We start from the raw sequence: 17,567 nt of genomic DNA, 5'->3' as shown, positions 1-17,567 counted from the left end.
ACTCAGCCCTGGCTCGGTTTGCCGGTGACCAGGCCCACCTGGGACAACTCCAGGCGGCGCAACAGGTCCAGCACTTCAACGACTTTCTGGTACTGCACGGCCGAGTCACCGCGCACGATGATCGGAAAATCCGGGCTCTGGGCTTTCTCGATGCGCAAGCGATCTTCCAGTTCGTTAAGGGTGACCGGGTAAGCATCGAGGAACACCTGGCCGCCATCATTGATGGAAATCGCCTTGGTCTTGGGCTGCGAAAGCGAAATGGTCGAGCTGGCCTTCGGCAGGTTGATCTGGATCCCGGAGACCTGGGCGGTGGCGGTGAGAATAAACATCACCAGCACCACCATGAGCACATCCACCAGTGGCGTGATGTTGATGGTATCGACGGCGGCATCTTCGTCGTCGTCCGAGGCGCTATTGAGGTTGGCCATGGTCGCTCCCTTACACCGTCAACGACGGGCTGGCGACGTGGTTGCCCCGTCGATGCGCCGCTTCACTGGACTGGCTTTCGCCGTGGACTTCGGCCAGGCGGGTGATGAACTCGTCGACGAATACCCGCATGTCGGCGCTGACTTCCTTGTTTCGCGTGGTCAGGCGGTTGTAGCCAAATAGCGCCGGAATCGCGACGAACAACCCCATGGCGGTGGCCAGCAACGCAGCCGCCATGCCGGGGGCGATGGCGTTGATGTTCACATCACCGGCCATGGCGGTGCCGAGGAACACCACCATGATCCCCAGCACCGTCCCCAGCAGGCCGATGTAAGGGCCGCCGGCGATGGCGTTGGACAACGTCGACAACTTGGAACTGAGCTGTTGGTTTTCTCGGGTCCGTACACCGTCCATGGAACAGCGGATGGCTTCGATGGTGGCGGCGGAGATCGACGAGGTGTCGGCGCCCTGGTCGCGGCGCGTGCGGATCTCGGCGACCGCCACCCCATAGAGGCGCCACAGCGACGAATCGCCCAGGCGCTGCGCCAGGTCGCGGTCATCTGCAAGCAGTTCCAGCCGTGTCCCGACCTTGGCGAAATGACTGCGGAAGACTTCGTTGGCATGGCTGACTCGGCTGACATTGCGGCTCTTGCGCACCATGATCACCCACGACTGCAGCATCATCAGCACCAGGACGGCGATGATCACCCAGGCGTCCAGCGGCACCGCATTGAGCAGGAAACCCAGGCTGCCGAAACCAAATCCAGACTGTTCTTCGTCCACCCCATAGGCCACCAGGCGCGACTCGGCGCCCTGGGCGGTGGCATCGGCCAGGATCTGCTCAGGCGAACGGGCGACGCGGGACAAGCGCAGTTCATCGAGGGCGCCGGTGAAGGCTTGATACGTAGCGGCCGGAGCCACCACGCCGGCATCGACGGCGGCCGGTGAGTCGGCGCCGATGGCAATCGCACCCTGCAAGGCCGGCAACGGTTGCGCCAGGCTCGCCGCCGGCTTTCCATTCACATACAAACGCAACCCGCTGGCGTCAGCCGTCAACGCCAAGTGTTGCCATTGCCCCAGTGCCACGGCCTGGTTGGCCACGGCGCGCTGGCCGTTCACTTCCACAAAGGGCACGCCTTGGTTCACGCCCACCAGCAGCGCATTGCCGGCATCACGACGGGCCAGCAGCAGTTGCTCGCCTGCGCCCTGCTCCATTCGCAACCAGGTGCTGAAGGTCAACGCACCACCCGCGCTCACGCCCAGGGATGGACTGGCCGGCAGCAACAGCGGCTGACCGTTGAGCTGTGCCGAGCGCCCGATGACACCGTCAATGATGTTTGCCGGGGCGTTCTGCGCGTGGTTGGCAAAGGCGCTGGCATCACGCGGTGGTGCGCCAACGGCACCATCGAAGTGATAGACCAGGCTGTAATCGGCATCGAACGCCAACTGGGGATTGCTGGTGGCCGGTGCTTTCGGGTTACCGTAGTACATCCAGATGTCCGAGCGCTTGCCCCCCTCCACCATGGGCACGTCCACCCAGATCAAGGCCATGCCCATCAGCGGATCGAAGCTCTCAATCTGGTGGTTGAGCACGGTGTGGTCGTCGGCGGCGACAAAGCGAATGTCCGAGCCGTTTTCGTTGACACCGTCAAAGGTGAAATTGCCGGTGTGCAAACGCACCAGCAGCGAGGTGCGCCCCACCGCCTGGCTGATCGCCGCGCCCTGGGGCGTGGTGTCGATGCTGATCTGTTTGCGGTAGTGCCAATCGTCCTGCCACCAAGCGCTGGCCGTTGCCGGCAGCACGAGGCCCAGGCAAGCGAGAAGAATGAAAATCAAGCGATGCATAACGGAGTGCTCCAAGGTCTGTGCCTACCGGTCAAAAGGTCGCCTGCACATTGAAGTGCACGCGTGAATCGTGTTTGCGGGTGTTCGGGCCGTCCTTGAGCGGCAGGCCCCAGTCGAGGCTGCCCGACAGCCATTCGCGCAACGTGGCGCGGGTGCCGAAGCCGATACTCGCCAGGCTGTAGTCGGCCTCCTGGTCGGGCAGCGCGTCTTGCAGGGCCAACTGCGCGCCTTCGGCAAAGATGTATAAACGCCAGTTGTCGACGTAGCTGCCGATGCCTTTGCCCAGGTGCTTGCTCAACGACGGTGTGCGCAGTTCCTGGGAAAACAGCACGCCATCATCGCCAGTGCGTTCCGCAGCGAGATAACCGCGCACACTGGTGGCGCCACCGGCGGAAAACTGTTCGTTGGAGACCAGCGGCCCGGAGGCCAATTGGAAGCTCAGCTTGCTTGCCGCTTGCCAGTCCCCGGAAAAATTCCGGGTGAAGGTGCTGTCGCCCTTGAACACGGCGAAGCTGGGATTGGCCTCGTAGCGCTTGGCCCGAAATTCATCGGCGTCGCTGCCATAACCGAAGAAGCTGCGGGTGCCGGCAACGATGCTCAGGCCCAGGCCGAACTGTGAGGTTTCGGTGTAGCGAAAGCCGTTGTAGGCAAGGGTGATGGGCGCGTACTTGATCGGCACTTCATCGCTCGAACCGCCGAACTGCAGGGCTTCATCGAAATCCTTGAAATCCACGCCCACCGACAGCGAGTTCGCCCAGACGCCTTGCGCAGGCACGTTGTAGATCAACGACACGCCGTAGGAATGGCCCTTGCCCAGCACATTGCTGCCGCCGATGGTTGCGACGTTGCTGTCGGATTGATAGCCAGCGAACTGCAGGTTCCAGCGCTCACTCAAGGGAGCGTTATAGGAACCCGACCAGACCTGCGCGTTGTCCCGGTCCTCGGGGGCGGTGAAATAGGTCAGCGAAGCCGTATGGCCGCGTTGCCAGAGGTTGTTGTGGCCGAGCGTGACCACCGAACGCAGCTTTTCGGTGTCGGCGCTGTAGTCGTTGTTCAAGCCGACGCTCGCCTGCCAGGGATTTTTATCCTCGACTTGCAGGTCGACATCCATCGTTCCCGGGCGCTGCCCTTCGCGCACGACCGGCACCACTTGGCGTCCGGGGTTACGGTTGGCAACCGCCAGCTGGGTTTGCACCGCCGCGAAATCGGCCACCTTGCCTTCTGTCAGCGCCGGTACTTCTTCGCGCACATTGACGGGAGAGTAGTGCTCGGTGCCGACCACGCGTACCCGGCCGATCCTGGTTTCGCTGACCTGCAGGTACACCACGCCGCCTTCGACCTGCTGCTCCGGCAGTTCGACGAACACCGACTGGTAACCCTTGGCCTGGTAGCGCTGTTGCAGGGCATCGCGTGCGCCTTCGATATCGGTGAGCTTGCGTTGCGGCCCCAGGAACGCATACACCGCCTCTTCGATTTCCCGGGCATCGAGCACGGTGTTGCCGCGCACCACGTACTCATTCACGTCCACCAGGCGCGCAGGCGTTCCGGCCTCGGCCGCTGTATCGGCTTCCTCGGCCCACAGCGTTGGCGCCTCGGCGACGAGCATCAGCGCGAGCGCCATGGGCAGGTATGGCCTGCACCGGCCGATGTTGAAGTCCCAATGATCCACACATCCCCCTCGATTCAATTGCGCCACGCGCGCAGCGCCTGCTACAAAGCCGCGCGCCGCATGACGCGCCGCTTTGCATCGTGTTGTTGCCTGACGGTTTATTTGCGTTTGGAATGGCCTGCGTGCCTGGAAAGCCAGGTGTGCAACAAGGCGAAGTTCAGCGAAAACTCCGGCATGTGCATCAGGTCGCCGCAGAACACTTCACTGACGATGCGCTCGAGCAATTTCGCCGCGTGCGGGCTGTCCAGCAGCTCGCCGATATCGCGCACAAAGACCGAGAACGCCCAGACCCGCTGGTTCAGCTCAAGGCCCACAAACCAGCGGAACAACAGGTTGTAATTGAGCTGCTCGTACAACTGTTTTTCACTGGGCAGCGAGTACAGCAGTTGCAAAAGCAACGCGAGCATCAAGGCCGGTACCGGCACCTGGATGTGGTGTTCCCGGGCCCATTGCTGCAAGGGCTCGGACGCGGCCTCCAGCAGCTCCTCGATTTGCGGGCGCAACATCACCAGGGAATGACCTGGCGGCACGTAGCTGGACAGTTCCTTCAAGGCACTCTGCCAATCGTCCTGGGACACAATCCACACCCAAGGCGCGCCGTAGCGGTACACCGAGACCGGTTTTTTGCGCGCGGCTTCAACAATTTTCGACAGGCGCTGGTCCAGCTCCTGCATGCCCACTTTCGAGTAACTTTCCATAGACCCCAATGCCCCTGTCACACCTGGCATCCAGCGCGAAATAGCGCCAGAAAAAAGTTGTCCGGCTTCCCTGCATAAGGCCTTTTCGTCCACGGCGTTCCTGCGCCGTTGCCGTTTCACACAACCTTGACCCCGGCCACCTGCCACTACCGAACTTTTGTCATCGAATCTTCATGAACGGTTACCGACAGCGACCGAGCGCCCACAAAAAAGGGCGACAGTTGCCTGTCGCCCGGGGTTTTTTTGATGTTTCTTAGAGCGTCAGGTTGCGCTGTTCCTCCGGGGTCAACTGATTACGCGCCTGGTCGTCCAACCGTCCGGCGCCCAATACCCGCACGCTGTTGTTCGGTTCAGGGTCCGGTGCCCGGCTGGCGCCTTCCTGGGACGGCGCCAGACGTTCGTTGCCGAAGCCCAGGACCTGCACGCTGAACACCGATGGCATACGGTTGCGCGACGCGGCCTGTTGCTCGCGCGCGACGCCTTCGGCGGCATCGCTCGCCGACGCTGCGGCGGAGCTGGCGTTGGTCAGTGCGCCAGTGTTGACCACCGCGCTGACCGGCACGCCGTTGGACTTGCCTTGCACCTGGATGTTGGCGGCGTTCACTACATGCAACGCGGCAATGTTGATGTTGCCCGAGACCCGGATGCCCGCCTCTCCCGCGTCGATGGTGCCGAGCGGCGCGAGCAGGTCGATATCGCCCGGCGCGACCTCGGCGATGGGGTTGAGCGTGGCGATACCGGCGCCAGTGCTCGGCACCGACGACGACAGGGTGACGTTGCCCCAGTTGTCGTAGACGCGCTTGGGCGGTGTGTACACCAGGGTAGTTTTCGAACCGCGACCGGCGTTGATATCACCCGTCGCCGACCAGGCGAGGATGTCGCCGCCAAAGGTGGTCATGATCCGGCTTTGTCCCAGCAACACGCTGCCGTTGCTGAACAACTGGATGTCGCCGACACCTTGAGTGATGACCCCGGCACTGGACGGCGGCGCTTCGCCTTCGATACCAAAAATCTGCTGCCCGCCTGGCGTCAGCATCTGGATATCGCCACCAAAGTTGGTGTGCACCCCAGCGCCGCCGAACATCGTGATATCGCCCTGGTAAGCCAGCGGGTTGCCAGCCACGTCGTGGGTCGGAAACAGCGCGGCGATGGCGTTGCGACCACGCAAGTAGCTACCGGAACGAGGACTGCTGGCGTTGTTGTACTCGCGACCACCGGCACGCAGCTCGGCAAAGTACACCTCGCGGGCGAACACCCGCTGCTGCTCGGCCGGCAACGCGGCGAAATAAGCCTGCGCCTGATCGGCCTCACCGCTGAAGCCATACCGCGACGCCAGCCAGGCCGCCAACTCGACCTCATAGGTTTTCGCCACCTTGCCCGGCTGTTGGGCCAGGCCGACAGCGGCGTCCGCCAGGTTGGCCGGGTCCAGGTATTGCCGCACGAAGCCCAGGTAATCCGGCCCCGTCGCGCCCACGCCGGCTTGCATCACGATGCTTGCGCCTGGGCGGTTGTCACCGGACTTCACCGGACCGAGGCTGGTCACCGCGGCCTGGTCTTCCATCAGGATATTGCGCCCGGCGCTGATCTCCAGCGTGCCGGGGCCGGCGACATTGAAAGTGCTGTAGAGAATGTCCCGGCCGGCGGAGACAATGGAGATGTCGGTGGGGTCGTCGTGGACGAACAGGTTGCCGGTGCTGATGGGCGAGCTTTCAAACTGCGTCAGTGAAGTGCCCGCAATGTCACCACTGTTAACGATATCCCGCCCCGCCATGATCCATGCGGGGCTGGCGGCCTCGTACCAGGTCTCGCCGGCCCAGCGACCGGCACTAATGGCAATCAACTCACCCGTGCGCAACCCAACGATATCGCCCCTGACGGCGTAGAAGCGTACCGGCTGGTCCGCGCCTCGATAATCTCCGCCAGACCCTGTACCGCCAAACGCGAACAAGCCCATTCCGATACTCCTTACCGAGGGGGTCGCACTCGCCCCTTCCAGATCGCCATGCAGCCCGCCCGACTCGTCCTTGTAATAGAACGCAGGATTGTCTGGGGTCGTCAGGCTGCTTGCCGGAGCACGGGTGGGTGATATTGCGTAGCCTCCCGCATAAATCGAATCCCCAGCGAGAAATTCCAGCTGCGCCTGGTTTCCAGGCGCCAGGATCAAGGAATAGGGGGTCACAAAACCCCCTACCCCGCGTGATGAGGGCCCGTAATACAGACTGCCTGAGGGCGCGGCTACCCGCAAAATCGACGGATAGACGAAACGCCCGTCGGTTTGCGAATAGTCCATGCCGCTACGAGGCGTGGCGGTATTGACGCCAATCGAAAGCTCTGCGCCTTGGGTCGAAGGCGTAAGGTTCCCTCCGGCGGCAAACAGATCGATAGCGGTATGGTCGGTCCACAGGCTGAACCAGGAATATCCGGGGCCTCTGGTCCCGCCGCCCAGGTCCACCGACTGGGCGACTCGTGTCGGCGCACGGCCCGGGTCCACTGCGCCGCCAAGTACGAGATCGCCACGGGCATCCAGACTGGCGGTGGCATCGCCGGGTACCAGCAGCAGTCCACCGGTCGCGCTGGCCATCGTTGCATCGTATGGGTTGTAGGCACGGATCTCTCGGGGGTCCTGCGAAACCTTGTCCGGACCGTTGATCAATTCCATGCCGCCGAACGAACCGGCACTGGCCCTCAGCGAACCCCGCAAGTTCGTCAGGCTGCCATTCATGTCATGGCGCGAATCAACCGGCTGGCCGGCTAAGTCTAGAAACGCCCTAGCCTCCAGTGAAGGGTTGAGCGCGCCGCCGATTGTCAGCGACAGGTCACCGCCACCCGTGAACTTCAATTGACCGTCCACCATGCGCCCGGTCGAGCCGACCGCCAAGACGATCCCCTGACTGCGACTGGCGCTCTGCTCACCTCGCTCTCCACGGGGGGCCAACATACCCGCGTCGCCTGCGACTCGCACATCCACGTTGCCGCCACCCAAGGTGCCGATACCGGTAAAACCGTTCAATACCGGATCGGTGCCATGGGGCACATAAGTGCCGAAGTTAATCCACCAGGCGGTAGGCGTACCGTCACCATCGCCCTGGCGCCACAACCAATTCCCAACCCCCGAGCTCTCTATCTGCGGTGCGTCTTCGGTCACGAGAGTACTTTGTTTTCTGCCGACTATGTCACCGGCCAAATCGCCGCCCACCGACAGCAGCAGATTACCGCCATGGTCTGGATACCATGCGCGATATCGGCTGTCTGCGCCGCCATCCACCAAGCGTTCATAAGGGCTGTCACCGTTCCCCAGAATCGAGTCAGTCGGCAGGCCGGTTTTATTCAGCGAGACGCCTCGCGCAAGGTTGTAGCCCGCCGAGTCAGCCAGGCTCAAGGACGAGGTGCCCGCGGTATAAATGCCAAACAGCGACTGCATGCTGAAATCACCCGCGCTGATCAAGTCCAGATCGCCGGTACCGGTACGAAGAACACTGAAGCTGCTGGTGCCCACCACGTAGGTGTAAACGCTCCCACCGATGCATAACCCGGGCGCTTGCGAACAGAATTCGTCCTCGGACATGCCATACAGGTCCGCCAGTTCCGCCACCGGTCGCCCGACATAAGTCAGGTCACCGAAATAGTCGAGCGAGGCTTGCTCGGTCAGCGTCCGCCCCGCAGCGACACAGAGCCCTGCCCCCTGCCCGCAGAACTCGTCGACGCTTATGCCGTAGAGGTCAGCCAACTCGGCGACAGGCCGCCCGGAGTAGCTCAAGTCACCGTAATAGTCGAGCGAGGCTTGATCGGTCAACACCAAGCCACCCGCCTTGGCCAGCATTCCATAGTGAGTGTCGGCCACCGTGAAGCGTCCATGCTCGGCATAAGGATTGGCCAGGCGGGTATCAGCGGCCTGCAAATCGGCGCCCGCCACGGCACGCAACGACCAGGACTGCGAGCCCTCGGCCAACATCGGGGCTATCGCCCAGTTACGGCCCTTGCCATCGCCGCCGCGCAGATTGATTTTTTCCACGCCTGCGGCCAGCTTCACGTCGGTACCCGCGGGTATCAGCGCGCCCAAAGGCAAGAGCAGCGCGCCCGCCTGAACCACGGTGCTTGGGCTATGAACTGTCACCGAACTTGCCGGACGGCTGGGCAGGGCCACACCTTTTGGCCAGACCAATCCGGTCAAGGCGGTATCGCCGATCAACACCGAACCACCTCCAAGGACCATTCCTTGAGCCACGGTCAGATCGGCCGTCAGGCGTGTACCGGCGGCATAGGCCACACGGCCATCGCTATAACGGATATCTGCCGCCAAAACAGTGCCGGCAGGCAATGAAATCGCTTCGGCCAACTCGCCGTCCACGGGCAGGCGGGTTCCCGCGGCCAGGGTAATGGCTTGCAGTGGCAGGTCGTAGTTGAGGGTCGCGCCGGACAGGAACGTGGTGCCGTCCTGCAATTCAATGCCCGCTCGCGGCACGATCACATCGCCGTTGAACATTTGCTTGCCGGGGGTCAACACCCAACCATCGTCGTCCGGTGTTTCTGGCGGCGGCGCGAAACCATCGTTGATGCTGCCAAGCACGGTCAGGTCGCCCCCGGCACGCAGTACCAGGCTGCCGACTTCGCCGGAACCGTATACAGACGTTTGGGGTGTCAGCGGATTGAGGCTGGCGTAGCGATAGCCGGACAGGTCCAGGTCGCCCTGCACCACCAGGTCACCGTCGGCGGTGGCACTGACGATTTCGACGCCGGGGCGCAGGTGGAAAGCGTTGCGATAGGCGGCATTGTTGAGGCCCGCCAGCTTGCCATCGCGTAAGCCATTGTTGTTCAAGGCATTGTCGATAAAGTCGCGGTTGTCGTCATGGATACCGTTGAGGTAGTCCTGATTGATGACTTGGTACGGCCGGCCACTGGCCGCCGGGTCGGTGCCGTAGGCGGCATCGTCGTAGCGTTGCACGCCATTGAGCGCGATCAGCTTGGCGCCCTGGATGTTCAGGTTGCCGCTGGCGTCGATGGCGATGTCGCCGGCCGTGGCCCCGCCCAGGCGTGGCGCATTCAGCTCCAGGGTGCCACGGGCCTTGCCGTCGTGGCCGACCGTGGTGGCGGTGCCATGGCGCAAATCGATGCGCGCGCCACCGGCCAGCGTCAGCAGGCCATCTCCGGAACTGAGCTCAACCATGGCGCGGTTCGGCGAATCGATGATCTGGCCGTAACTGTCCACCCGCAGCACGCGGCCGTGGGCGTCGAGCACCGCGTCGCCGCCCACGGTCAAGCCTTGCTTGCCCGCCAGGCGAATGGACCCCACGCGCTCGCCACTGGCGTCCACGGTGCCGTTGACGGTGAGTTTGCCGCTGTCCACTGACACGCTGATCACGCCGGCCTTGAGGCCATCGCCGATCACCAGGTCACCCTGCTTGAGCTGGAAGCTGCGGCCGCCGAAGACCTGGCCCTGGTTCAGGCGTTGGTTGAGGGCGGCGAAGTCATCGCTCAGGCTGCCATCGCCCAGGCGTTGGGCGCGGATGTCCACGCTGCCGGCCTTGTAGGGCACCGCGGTGCCGCCCGCATCGTAGTAGCCGCTGCTGCTGCCCAGCACGCTGCCCGCCAGGTCGACCTTGCCAGCGGCCGCCGCCAATGCGGTGGCCTTGAGGGTCCCGGCCTGGTTGTTCACGGCGGAGAGATCGATCACCGAGCCGGCGGCCTGGCGGATATTGCCGTTGCGGCTTTCGAGGATCAGGTCACCACCCCAGCTGTACTTGCTGACATCGTTGAAGGTGATTTTGCGTCCGGCCAGGTCGAGGCGCGCGGCATCGGTGAGGGTCAATTCATCCTCGGCGCTGAGGGTCAGCTTGCCGCTGGGCAGTACCACGTTGCCTTCGACCCGCACGTTCTTGCCGTTCAACGCCAGCTCGGCGCCCAAGCTATCGGCGCTGGCCACCGGCAAGCGACTGCCCGACGGAGCGCTGACACGGATATTGCCGCCTGCGGTGATCCGGTTGACCGACCCGGCCTCGCCGGTCATCAACGGCGTGAGGATGTTCAGGTTGCCGCCGCTGTACTGGAACCCCTTGCCTGTGATGTATTCACCCTGACGCTGGTAAACCAGCAGGCCACCCTTATGGTTGGCGGTGATGCGTTCGCTGGCGTTGAGATTGACGTTGGCAAATCCCAGTGCAAGCCGGTCATAGGCCTTGGCCGCCTTGGACTCGGTGGCTGGGGCATAACCAAACTCGATGCGTTGGGCATCGATCTGCAGGTTGCCCGTGCCGGTGCCCGCGCCGCCGGCCACGATGCTGCCAGCCTCGTTTTGCACCCCATTCCAGATCAGGTTACCGGTGCGAATCAGCGCCGTTTCATTGGCATTGCCTTTGCCATAGATCGCTGGAGTGCCAAGCACCAATTCCTTGAGCCGCGACTTGCCGGTCACAGCGTCAAAGGTATCGAGGCTGGCGTTGCCATAGAAATTCAGTGAATCGCGCGCGCCCAGCACCAGGGTTTCGAGCGCCGGCGCGCCAGCGCTGGTATCGCCCTGCAACAGGCGGTCGAGCACCTGCTGGTTGAGTGTCAGCCCGCTGGGCAACAGATTGCGTGACGCCAGGTCGGCCAGGGTCTCGGCGCTGCCAACGTTGATGCCGCCAACCGCCAGGGTCAGGTTACGGGTACCGAAGCGTACGGCATCCGTCAGCTCGAAGCGATTGTCCGTGGCCGAAGCGATGGTGCCTTCGGAGTACAAACGGGTTGTACCGCTGCAAACACCATCGCATACACCGATGCGGATAATGCCAGGTGCGCTGTCCGGCGTCATCGGGTTGGGCGCCGCAGGCGCCAGCATGTTCACGTAGCCATTGGAGACGGCGAGCACGCTGTTGCGGCCGGGGTTGTAGAGATAGCCATCACGCGAGTCACGGGCCACGGCGCCCATGCCCAGCGTATTGATCGACGCGCCCTGCTCCACGGTGATGCCGCCATTCGGGCTGGACGTCACCAGGAACACTTCAGGTGCCCGCAAGGTCGCGCCGCTGCGCAAGGTGATATTTTGGGTCCTGGCGACGGAGCCATTACCATCTCCGAACTCAAGGAAGTTACCGCCCTGGCCATAGCGGGCCAAGGCATAACCGCCGATGAACAGGCTGCTGGCGCCGATGGCATTCACCGCATCGTCGGTCAGGGTTACACCGTTCAATCCGGCGTTGGCTACCTGTCCAGCCTTGATGATTTCCAGGTCCCCGGCCCTGACCAACGTGAGTGAGGTGGTGCTGCCGCGACCCTCTTTGGCTGCTTTGCTCAGCAGTTTGCCGGCAAAACTGAAGCTCGGTTGGTCACTCTGGTTGCGCTCGAACGTGACGTTGAACGCCTTGGCATCCCGGGGCAGCAGGACGGCGGGCACGCCCAGGCGCGCCGCGTCCGCCAGGGCGAACTGACTGAAGCTGGTCTCGTTGTACTGCGAATAGCGGCGCAGCGTATCGGCCGCGGTGACGATCACCTGGCTCGCCAGACTGTCGCGTACGCCGGTGCCGGCAATGCCGAGGGTACCGGCCGTTGCCCAGGAGCCGTTACGCATGGCCTGGGTCGGCACCACCCCGCCCTGCCCGGCCAGGCCGTTGACCTCGATGCGAAACGCACCCGGCAGCAGCGCGTAGGTCGAGGGCAGCAAGGTATAGGTGCCGGCCGGCAAGCCGGGGACGCCGGCACCGAGGGTAATCTGTTGGCCGGCCAAGGGGGCGACGGCGCCGGCTTCACCGCCCACGGGCGCATAGCCGGTCTGTACGCCAGGAACGATGGCGTAGACCGGGTTGCTGCTCAGTGCCGGTAACAGGAAACCGTCCGAACCGAACTGCACCAAGGGGTTGAAGCGCGCGTCAGTGGAGCCGCCACGCCCCGAGATGAACCCGGCGCCGGTCAATTCACCCCCACCGGACACGTCCACCACGGCTCCCGCCGCGACGTCGATGGTCTCGCCCACCAGATCTATCTTTCCCGGCACGCCATTGAGGGCGGGCCGCAGCAGGCTCTTGTCGAGCGTCACGCCATCGAACACGTAGGACTTGCCATCCGCTGTTCCGCCATAGGGCATGACGAGCCCCGCGCCGCTGACGGAGGTCAGGCTGCCTGACAGCAGGTTCACGTCACTGCCAGGTCGCCCCTCCGTTTCCAGCGCCGTCTGGCCGATGATCAGGTTGCCCAATGGCGCTCGCAGAATGCCGCCCTGGTTGATGACATCCGCTTCAAGCCGCAACTCGCCGAACGCGGAATAAGGCACCGAGGGAATCGCCGAGCCGTTGCGGCCTATGTCCATGCGCTTGGCGGTCAGCGTCCCTTGCACGCCGGTGCCGGGATAGATCTGCGCGGCGGTGAGGCCCAGGACGCCGGGCGTTCGAAGTAACATTTTATGATCGGCCTGGCTGCTCGCCATCCGAATGTCACCCTGGCTGTTCAATTGCAAATCCGCAAAACCACGACGATCGACGTTTCGAACTTCGCCCTGGGCCATCGTCAGCGTTCCGCTGCCACCGATCCTCACCGCGTCGCGAACCTCAAGCAACCCGGTCGCTGACACCAACAACTGCCCTGCGGCAGGTCGTGCCGAAGGCGCCAGCCCTATGCCGGTGCTGCTGTTGTCAGCCCCGGCGGTCGTATTATCTTGCGCGCCGGCCAAGCGCACATAGTTACCGCGCAGTTTGACCACCGAGTCCGCCGCCGCTGTCTCCGCCATGCCGTACGCACCCGCGTAGAGCTGAAGCGCATTGGCCATCGTCAGGTTGACATTGCCATCGAAGGTCAGCAGACCGGTACTGAAAAGGGACAACGTATCAAAGCCGCCGGCCTCGACCTGATCCACCGCAAGCCGTGCATAGCCGTGCTCCAGCAGGGAGGCGCCCTGCTCTGGCGCGCTCCCGGCCGTGATACCCGTCGCGGAATGGTGCTGCTCGATAATCAGTTCGCGAGTCTTGCGCTGGTTGTCCGGCAAATCCGAGCTGTTCAAATAAACCGTCGCCCCGAGCCCGACCGACAAGCTCCCGCCCGCCGCTCCGGCACCGCCGGCGGCAGCCTTGAACTGACCGTCCAGGTAAAGCCCACTGGTCGAGCCAAAACTGATGTCGCCGCCGTGGCTGGCAACCACTCGGCGTTGCCCCGCGTCATCCAGCACCGCCTGGGCACCCGAAGCATCGAGCAACGCGCCTTCGCGCACCACGATGAATTTTCCGATACCGCCGCCGTCGCCCGTCGCATGGTCGATTTCACCACCGATGACGATACTTCCGCCGTTACGCACGAACCCGTATTGGGTCCCCCTGGTACCCGTGGCGGTGGCGGCGCGAGCGGCTACGTCCAGGACCGCGTTCTCGCCGATCCAGATCGACTTGAAGTTGTCACCGGGCGGTATGACCGCCGCTTGCGGCCCAGGCGCGGAGCCGACAGTGATCGAGCCGCCCCAGGCATTCAAGGTGCCGTCCACGGTGATTTGGCCAATGCCCGTCAAGCGGATCGCTTGTCCGGGGTCGACATTCAACACCGCCGACTTGCCCACCAGCAGGTCAGCCGTGGCGACATTCGCCGCGCCGGTTTGCTGGCTGCCGGCTTGCAAGGACAGGCTGGCACCCTGGCGCTGGGTCAGCACGCCCTTGCTGGCGTCTTCGAGGTACAGCGGCGGCGTCCAGGTTTCCAGCGCGCTGCCCGATGCACCACCGGTGGCGACCCCAGGCGCGCCAGCACCTTGGCGATAAACCGGCACGGTGACGTCAACCTGGGTGCCCTCGGCAACCTCAAGGCCGTCGTTGCCGATGATGTCGTAGGCGGAAAAGCCTTTTTTGAAGAAGTCGCCATGGAGCAGCAAGGTACCTTCCGCCGCCGACGTCGCGGTGTCACTGATCAGCACTTTACCGGCCTGCATTTGAAGGGTGCCGCCGCCCTTTACACCCTGGCCCCGCAATTCGCCGCCCAGGCTCAATTCGCCCGTGAGAGTGCTCAAGGTGACATCGCCGCCCTTGCCGCCCTGGAACTTGCCTGAGTTGAGCAGTGCCGCTCCGGAAGAAACGTCCAGCACGCTGCCGGCACCCAGCACGATGGCGCCGCCGGCTTTCAGGGCGATGCTGCCGCCGTTCTGGTAAGGCAAGGCGCTGATATCGCCAGGGTCCAGTTGTAGATTGCTCCACAGCCCGCTGGCATCCAGACGCACCCGGTCAGCCACCCTGACCGAGGACGCGCCGGCAACTGGCATCGTGCCGTCGACCTGGACGAAATCCCTGCCTACCTGAATGGCACCAGCGTGGGCAGTAAGATTGGCATTCACGGCCACCTTCGGGCCAAACAGGCTGATGGAACCGGCCGGAGCCACCTGCAACGCACCGTTGACTGTGATGCCTTCGCTCGCAGCGACCTTGACGGCACCGAGCTTGAAGCCGTTGAGCTGGTTACTGTCCAGGTACAACGTGCCCTGGCGATCCGTCGGCAAGGCACCGTCCAGACCGACGCTACCGGCAACGCCCGCCGCGTCTTGGCCGAAGATCACGTTCTTCAAGGTATTGGCCGTGGCGCCAAGGGCATATTCCACAGTGCCGCTTTCCTTCACGTAGAACGGCACGTACGAGCCGACCACCAACTGCCCGCCACGGGCCACCGCTTTCTGCGATTGCTGGTAGCCATCCAGGCCGGCCTGGGCGGCGCGGGTCTGACGGTCACCCTGGAAGGTATCGCTGGCGAGCGTGCCTTCGAGCACCGCGTTTTTAGTCCCGATCACCAGGGTGCCGGCGTCGCGGCCGACCGTGTAGCCGGCCTCCTGGCGCGAACGTGGAGCAATCAAGGGATTGTAGTAATACTTCGTTTGTCCCCAGCGCTGGGTGTGGTCTTCGTATCCCTTGTAGATCCCGGTGTAGAGCATGTCCCCAGGCGCACTGTTGAGTTCATACAAGCGGCCATCGGCGCCCTTGAGCCAGGTCTGCTTGACGGTGCCGCTCTGCACATCCAGCGTGCCGCCGGACAGATTGACCTGCGAGCCGGCCTGGGTCACCACATCATTACCGGTAAAACTCACGGTGCCGCCCTGGGCCATCCATTCGGCGGCGCTGTGGCCCTGAGTACCGAGGTAGCCGCTGACTTCCAGCAGACCACCGGCGGTGTACCAGCGATCAGTGGCGTAGCCGTTGGTGCCGGCGGGTACGAATACCAACTCTCGGGCATCCACCCAAACATCATTGTTGTTCAACGCACCTTCATCCCGGTTGCCGGCGGCATCGCGCTGCTCGTTTCCCTGGATGTTGACCTTGATGCTGTTGGCTTCCATCGCCACCTTGACGCCGGTGGCGCCGGAGACGTCGATCACCGCACCGTCGCGCACCAGGCTGCGGGTGCCGGCGTTCACCGCCACCTGACCGCCCGTGGCGAGGGTGATCGATCCCTTCTGGAAATCGACGCTGCCGGCGCTGTCGATCTGCACCAGGGACAGGTCGCGGCGATAGGTGTCCGCTGGAATGACTTTGCCGTCCTGGCTGACGATCGGTTTCAAGGCACTGTCGCGTTGGCTGTCCAGAGCCTTCGCGCTGGCATCCACTAGAATCGCCGTGGTGCTGCCCTCGCCCAGGGCCACGCTGGCATCGCTGCCTCGCGCCGTGAGGTGCAGCGTGCCACGGGTGTCCGCCGAAGTGCTGGCCACGGCTACGCCGTTCTGCCGCACTTGATTGCCGGTCAGCGTCACATCACCGCTGGCCGCCATCAATAATCCTGTGTTGCTCACCCGGCCGGCGCCCGTGCCGCCATCCTGGTGGGCGATGACTTCATTGCCGCGCGTGGTCGACGTCGAGTTACCATCGCTGGCGAAGCCCTTCTTGATGGTAAAGCTGCCGCCCGCCGCCAGCACGGTCTGTCCACGCGGGGTACTGATGGTGCCCGCGTTGTCGACGTTTTTGCCCAGCAACAACACATAGCCGCCACCGGCGGTCGATTTGCTCGGGGCGGCCGTGGAAATCTGCGCGCCCTTCTCCACCCGGATCCCGCCCTGGGCGTTGGTAAAGCTCGCCGCGTTGGCGTTGTAGAGGCCACCGGTCTTGAACTGTTCGTCGCTGAAATCCGTGGCGGCCGCCACCAGGTTACGCACGTTGACCTGGCTGCTGCCGCTGAACACCACGCCGTTGCTGTTGAGAATCATCACCGTGCCGTCGGCCTTGATCTGGCCCTGGATCTGGCTCGGCGCGGTGCTGTTGTTGACCTTGTTCAACGCCGCCCAACTGGCGTCCTGTTGAAACGCCAGGGTGGTGTCACGGCCGATATTGAACGTGTCCCAGTTGAGGATGGCCTTGTCGGCGGTCTGCTTGACGGTCACCACGACCTTGCCATTGGCATCGGTCTGTACCGGGCCATTGGCGTTGACGAACAGCGGCTTGCCGTCCGGACCAATCACCGCGTTCAGGCCATTGCCACCCAAACCGTTATGGATGGTTTGCGGTGCGCCAAAGGTAGCCGCACGTCCTGCCGCCTGGGCAGCTTGGCTGGCCGCAATGGCCGCCACCGTGCTGTTCATGTTCGCCAGCGAACGGCCCAACTGCTGCTGCACCCGTTGCTGCTGCGCCAGCGGTGGAGGCGTTCCAGGGCGAGGCGCGCTGGGGCTGGCCGGGCCCGCCGCCGGAGCCGCGCCCTTGGCCGCGAACCAGGCCGAACTGAAACTGGTCGCTGCGTAGGCGGGGTTGGCTAGCAACAGCAAGGCGATGGCTTGGGCCAAGGGCTTGAGGCACGGCACAGCGGCGGAATCAGCATTACGGCGAGTGGCTTTCTGGGGGCGGCAACGCATCACTACGGATCCTTTTTACGCAGGGCGAATTCGATAGCGACCTCTGGGACGAGGCGCACAAATGACTAATTCCAAGGCAGGTTGAAGCCGTCGCGACCGAACTTTTGTCACGCAATGTTCATCTGCCGGGCGGTTGCCTGAAACGAAAAACCGGCAACAGCGCGAA

5 protein-coding genes are annotated in these 17,567 nt (G+C 63.6%); all 5 read right to left on the bottom strand.

The features are described 5' to 3' along the window. Positions 1-2: 2 nt before the first annotated feature. Positions 3-428: an ExbD/TolR family protein gene (locus tag J3Q04_RS11775; protein ID WP_434559115.1), complete on the bottom strand. Its 426-nt coding sequence runs from the start codon at positions 426-428 to the stop codon at positions 3-5. Between the two features lie 10 nt (positions 429-438). Beyond that, positions 439-2,271, bottom strand: a complete 1,833-nt coding sequence (locus J3Q04_RS11770; RefSeq protein WP_434559117.1) for a DUF2341 domain-containing protein — start codon at positions 2,269-2,271, stop codon at positions 439-441. Positions 2,272-2,302: 31 nt separating this feature from the next. Next, positions 2,303-3,892: a ShlB/FhaC/HecB family hemolysin secretion/activation protein gene (locus J3Q04_RS11765; RefSeq protein ID WP_434605990.1), complete on the bottom strand. Its 1,590-nt coding sequence runs from the start codon at positions 3,890-3,892 to the stop codon at positions 2,303-2,305. Between the two features lie 146 nt (positions 3,893-4,038). Next, entirely contained in the window at positions 4,039-4,638 is a 600-nt protein-coding gene (locus J3Q04_RS11760; RefSeq protein ID WP_420763758.1) for a transposase, read from the bottom strand. A 253-nt stretch (positions 4,639-4,891) separates the two neighbouring features. Then, positions 4,892-17,401, bottom strand: coding sequence for a filamentous haemagglutinin family protein (locus tag J3Q04_RS11755; RefSeq protein WP_434605992.1), 12,510 nt, complete (start codon positions 17,399-17,401; stop codon positions 4,892-4,894). Positions 17,402-17,567: the final 166 nt, after the last annotated feature.

The organism is Pseudomonas sp. D4-21 (genome assembly GCF_051132125.1).
In the GTDB taxonomy this organism is placed as follows: domain Bacteria; phylum Pseudomonadota; class Gammaproteobacteria; order Pseudomonadales; family Pseudomonadaceae; genus Aquipseudomonas.
The sequence above is the reverse complement of the archived record's forward strand: the minus strand, read 5'-3'. Positions and strand labels throughout refer to the sequence as shown.

Coding starts and splice junctions, on each gene's coding strand:
- J3Q04_RS11770 (WP_434559117.1), bottom strand. CDS start 2,271: ATGCATCGCTTGATTTTCATTCTTCTCGCTTGCCTGGGCCTCGTGCTG.
- J3Q04_RS11755 (WP_434605992.1), bottom strand. CDS start 17,401: ATGCGTTGCCGCCCCCAGAAAGCCACTCGCCGTAATGCTGATTCCGCC.
- J3Q04_RS11760 (WP_420763758.1), bottom strand. CDS start 4,638: ATGGAAAGTTACTCGAAAGTGGGCATGCAGGAGCTGGACCAGCGCCTG.
- J3Q04_RS11765 (WP_434605990.1), bottom strand. CDS start 3,892: ATGGCGCTCGCGCTGATGCTCGTCGCCGAGGCGCCAACGCTGTGGGCC.
- J3Q04_RS11775 (WP_434559115.1), bottom strand. CDS start 428: ATGGCCAACCTCAATAGCGCCTCGGACGACGACGAAGATGCCGCCGTC.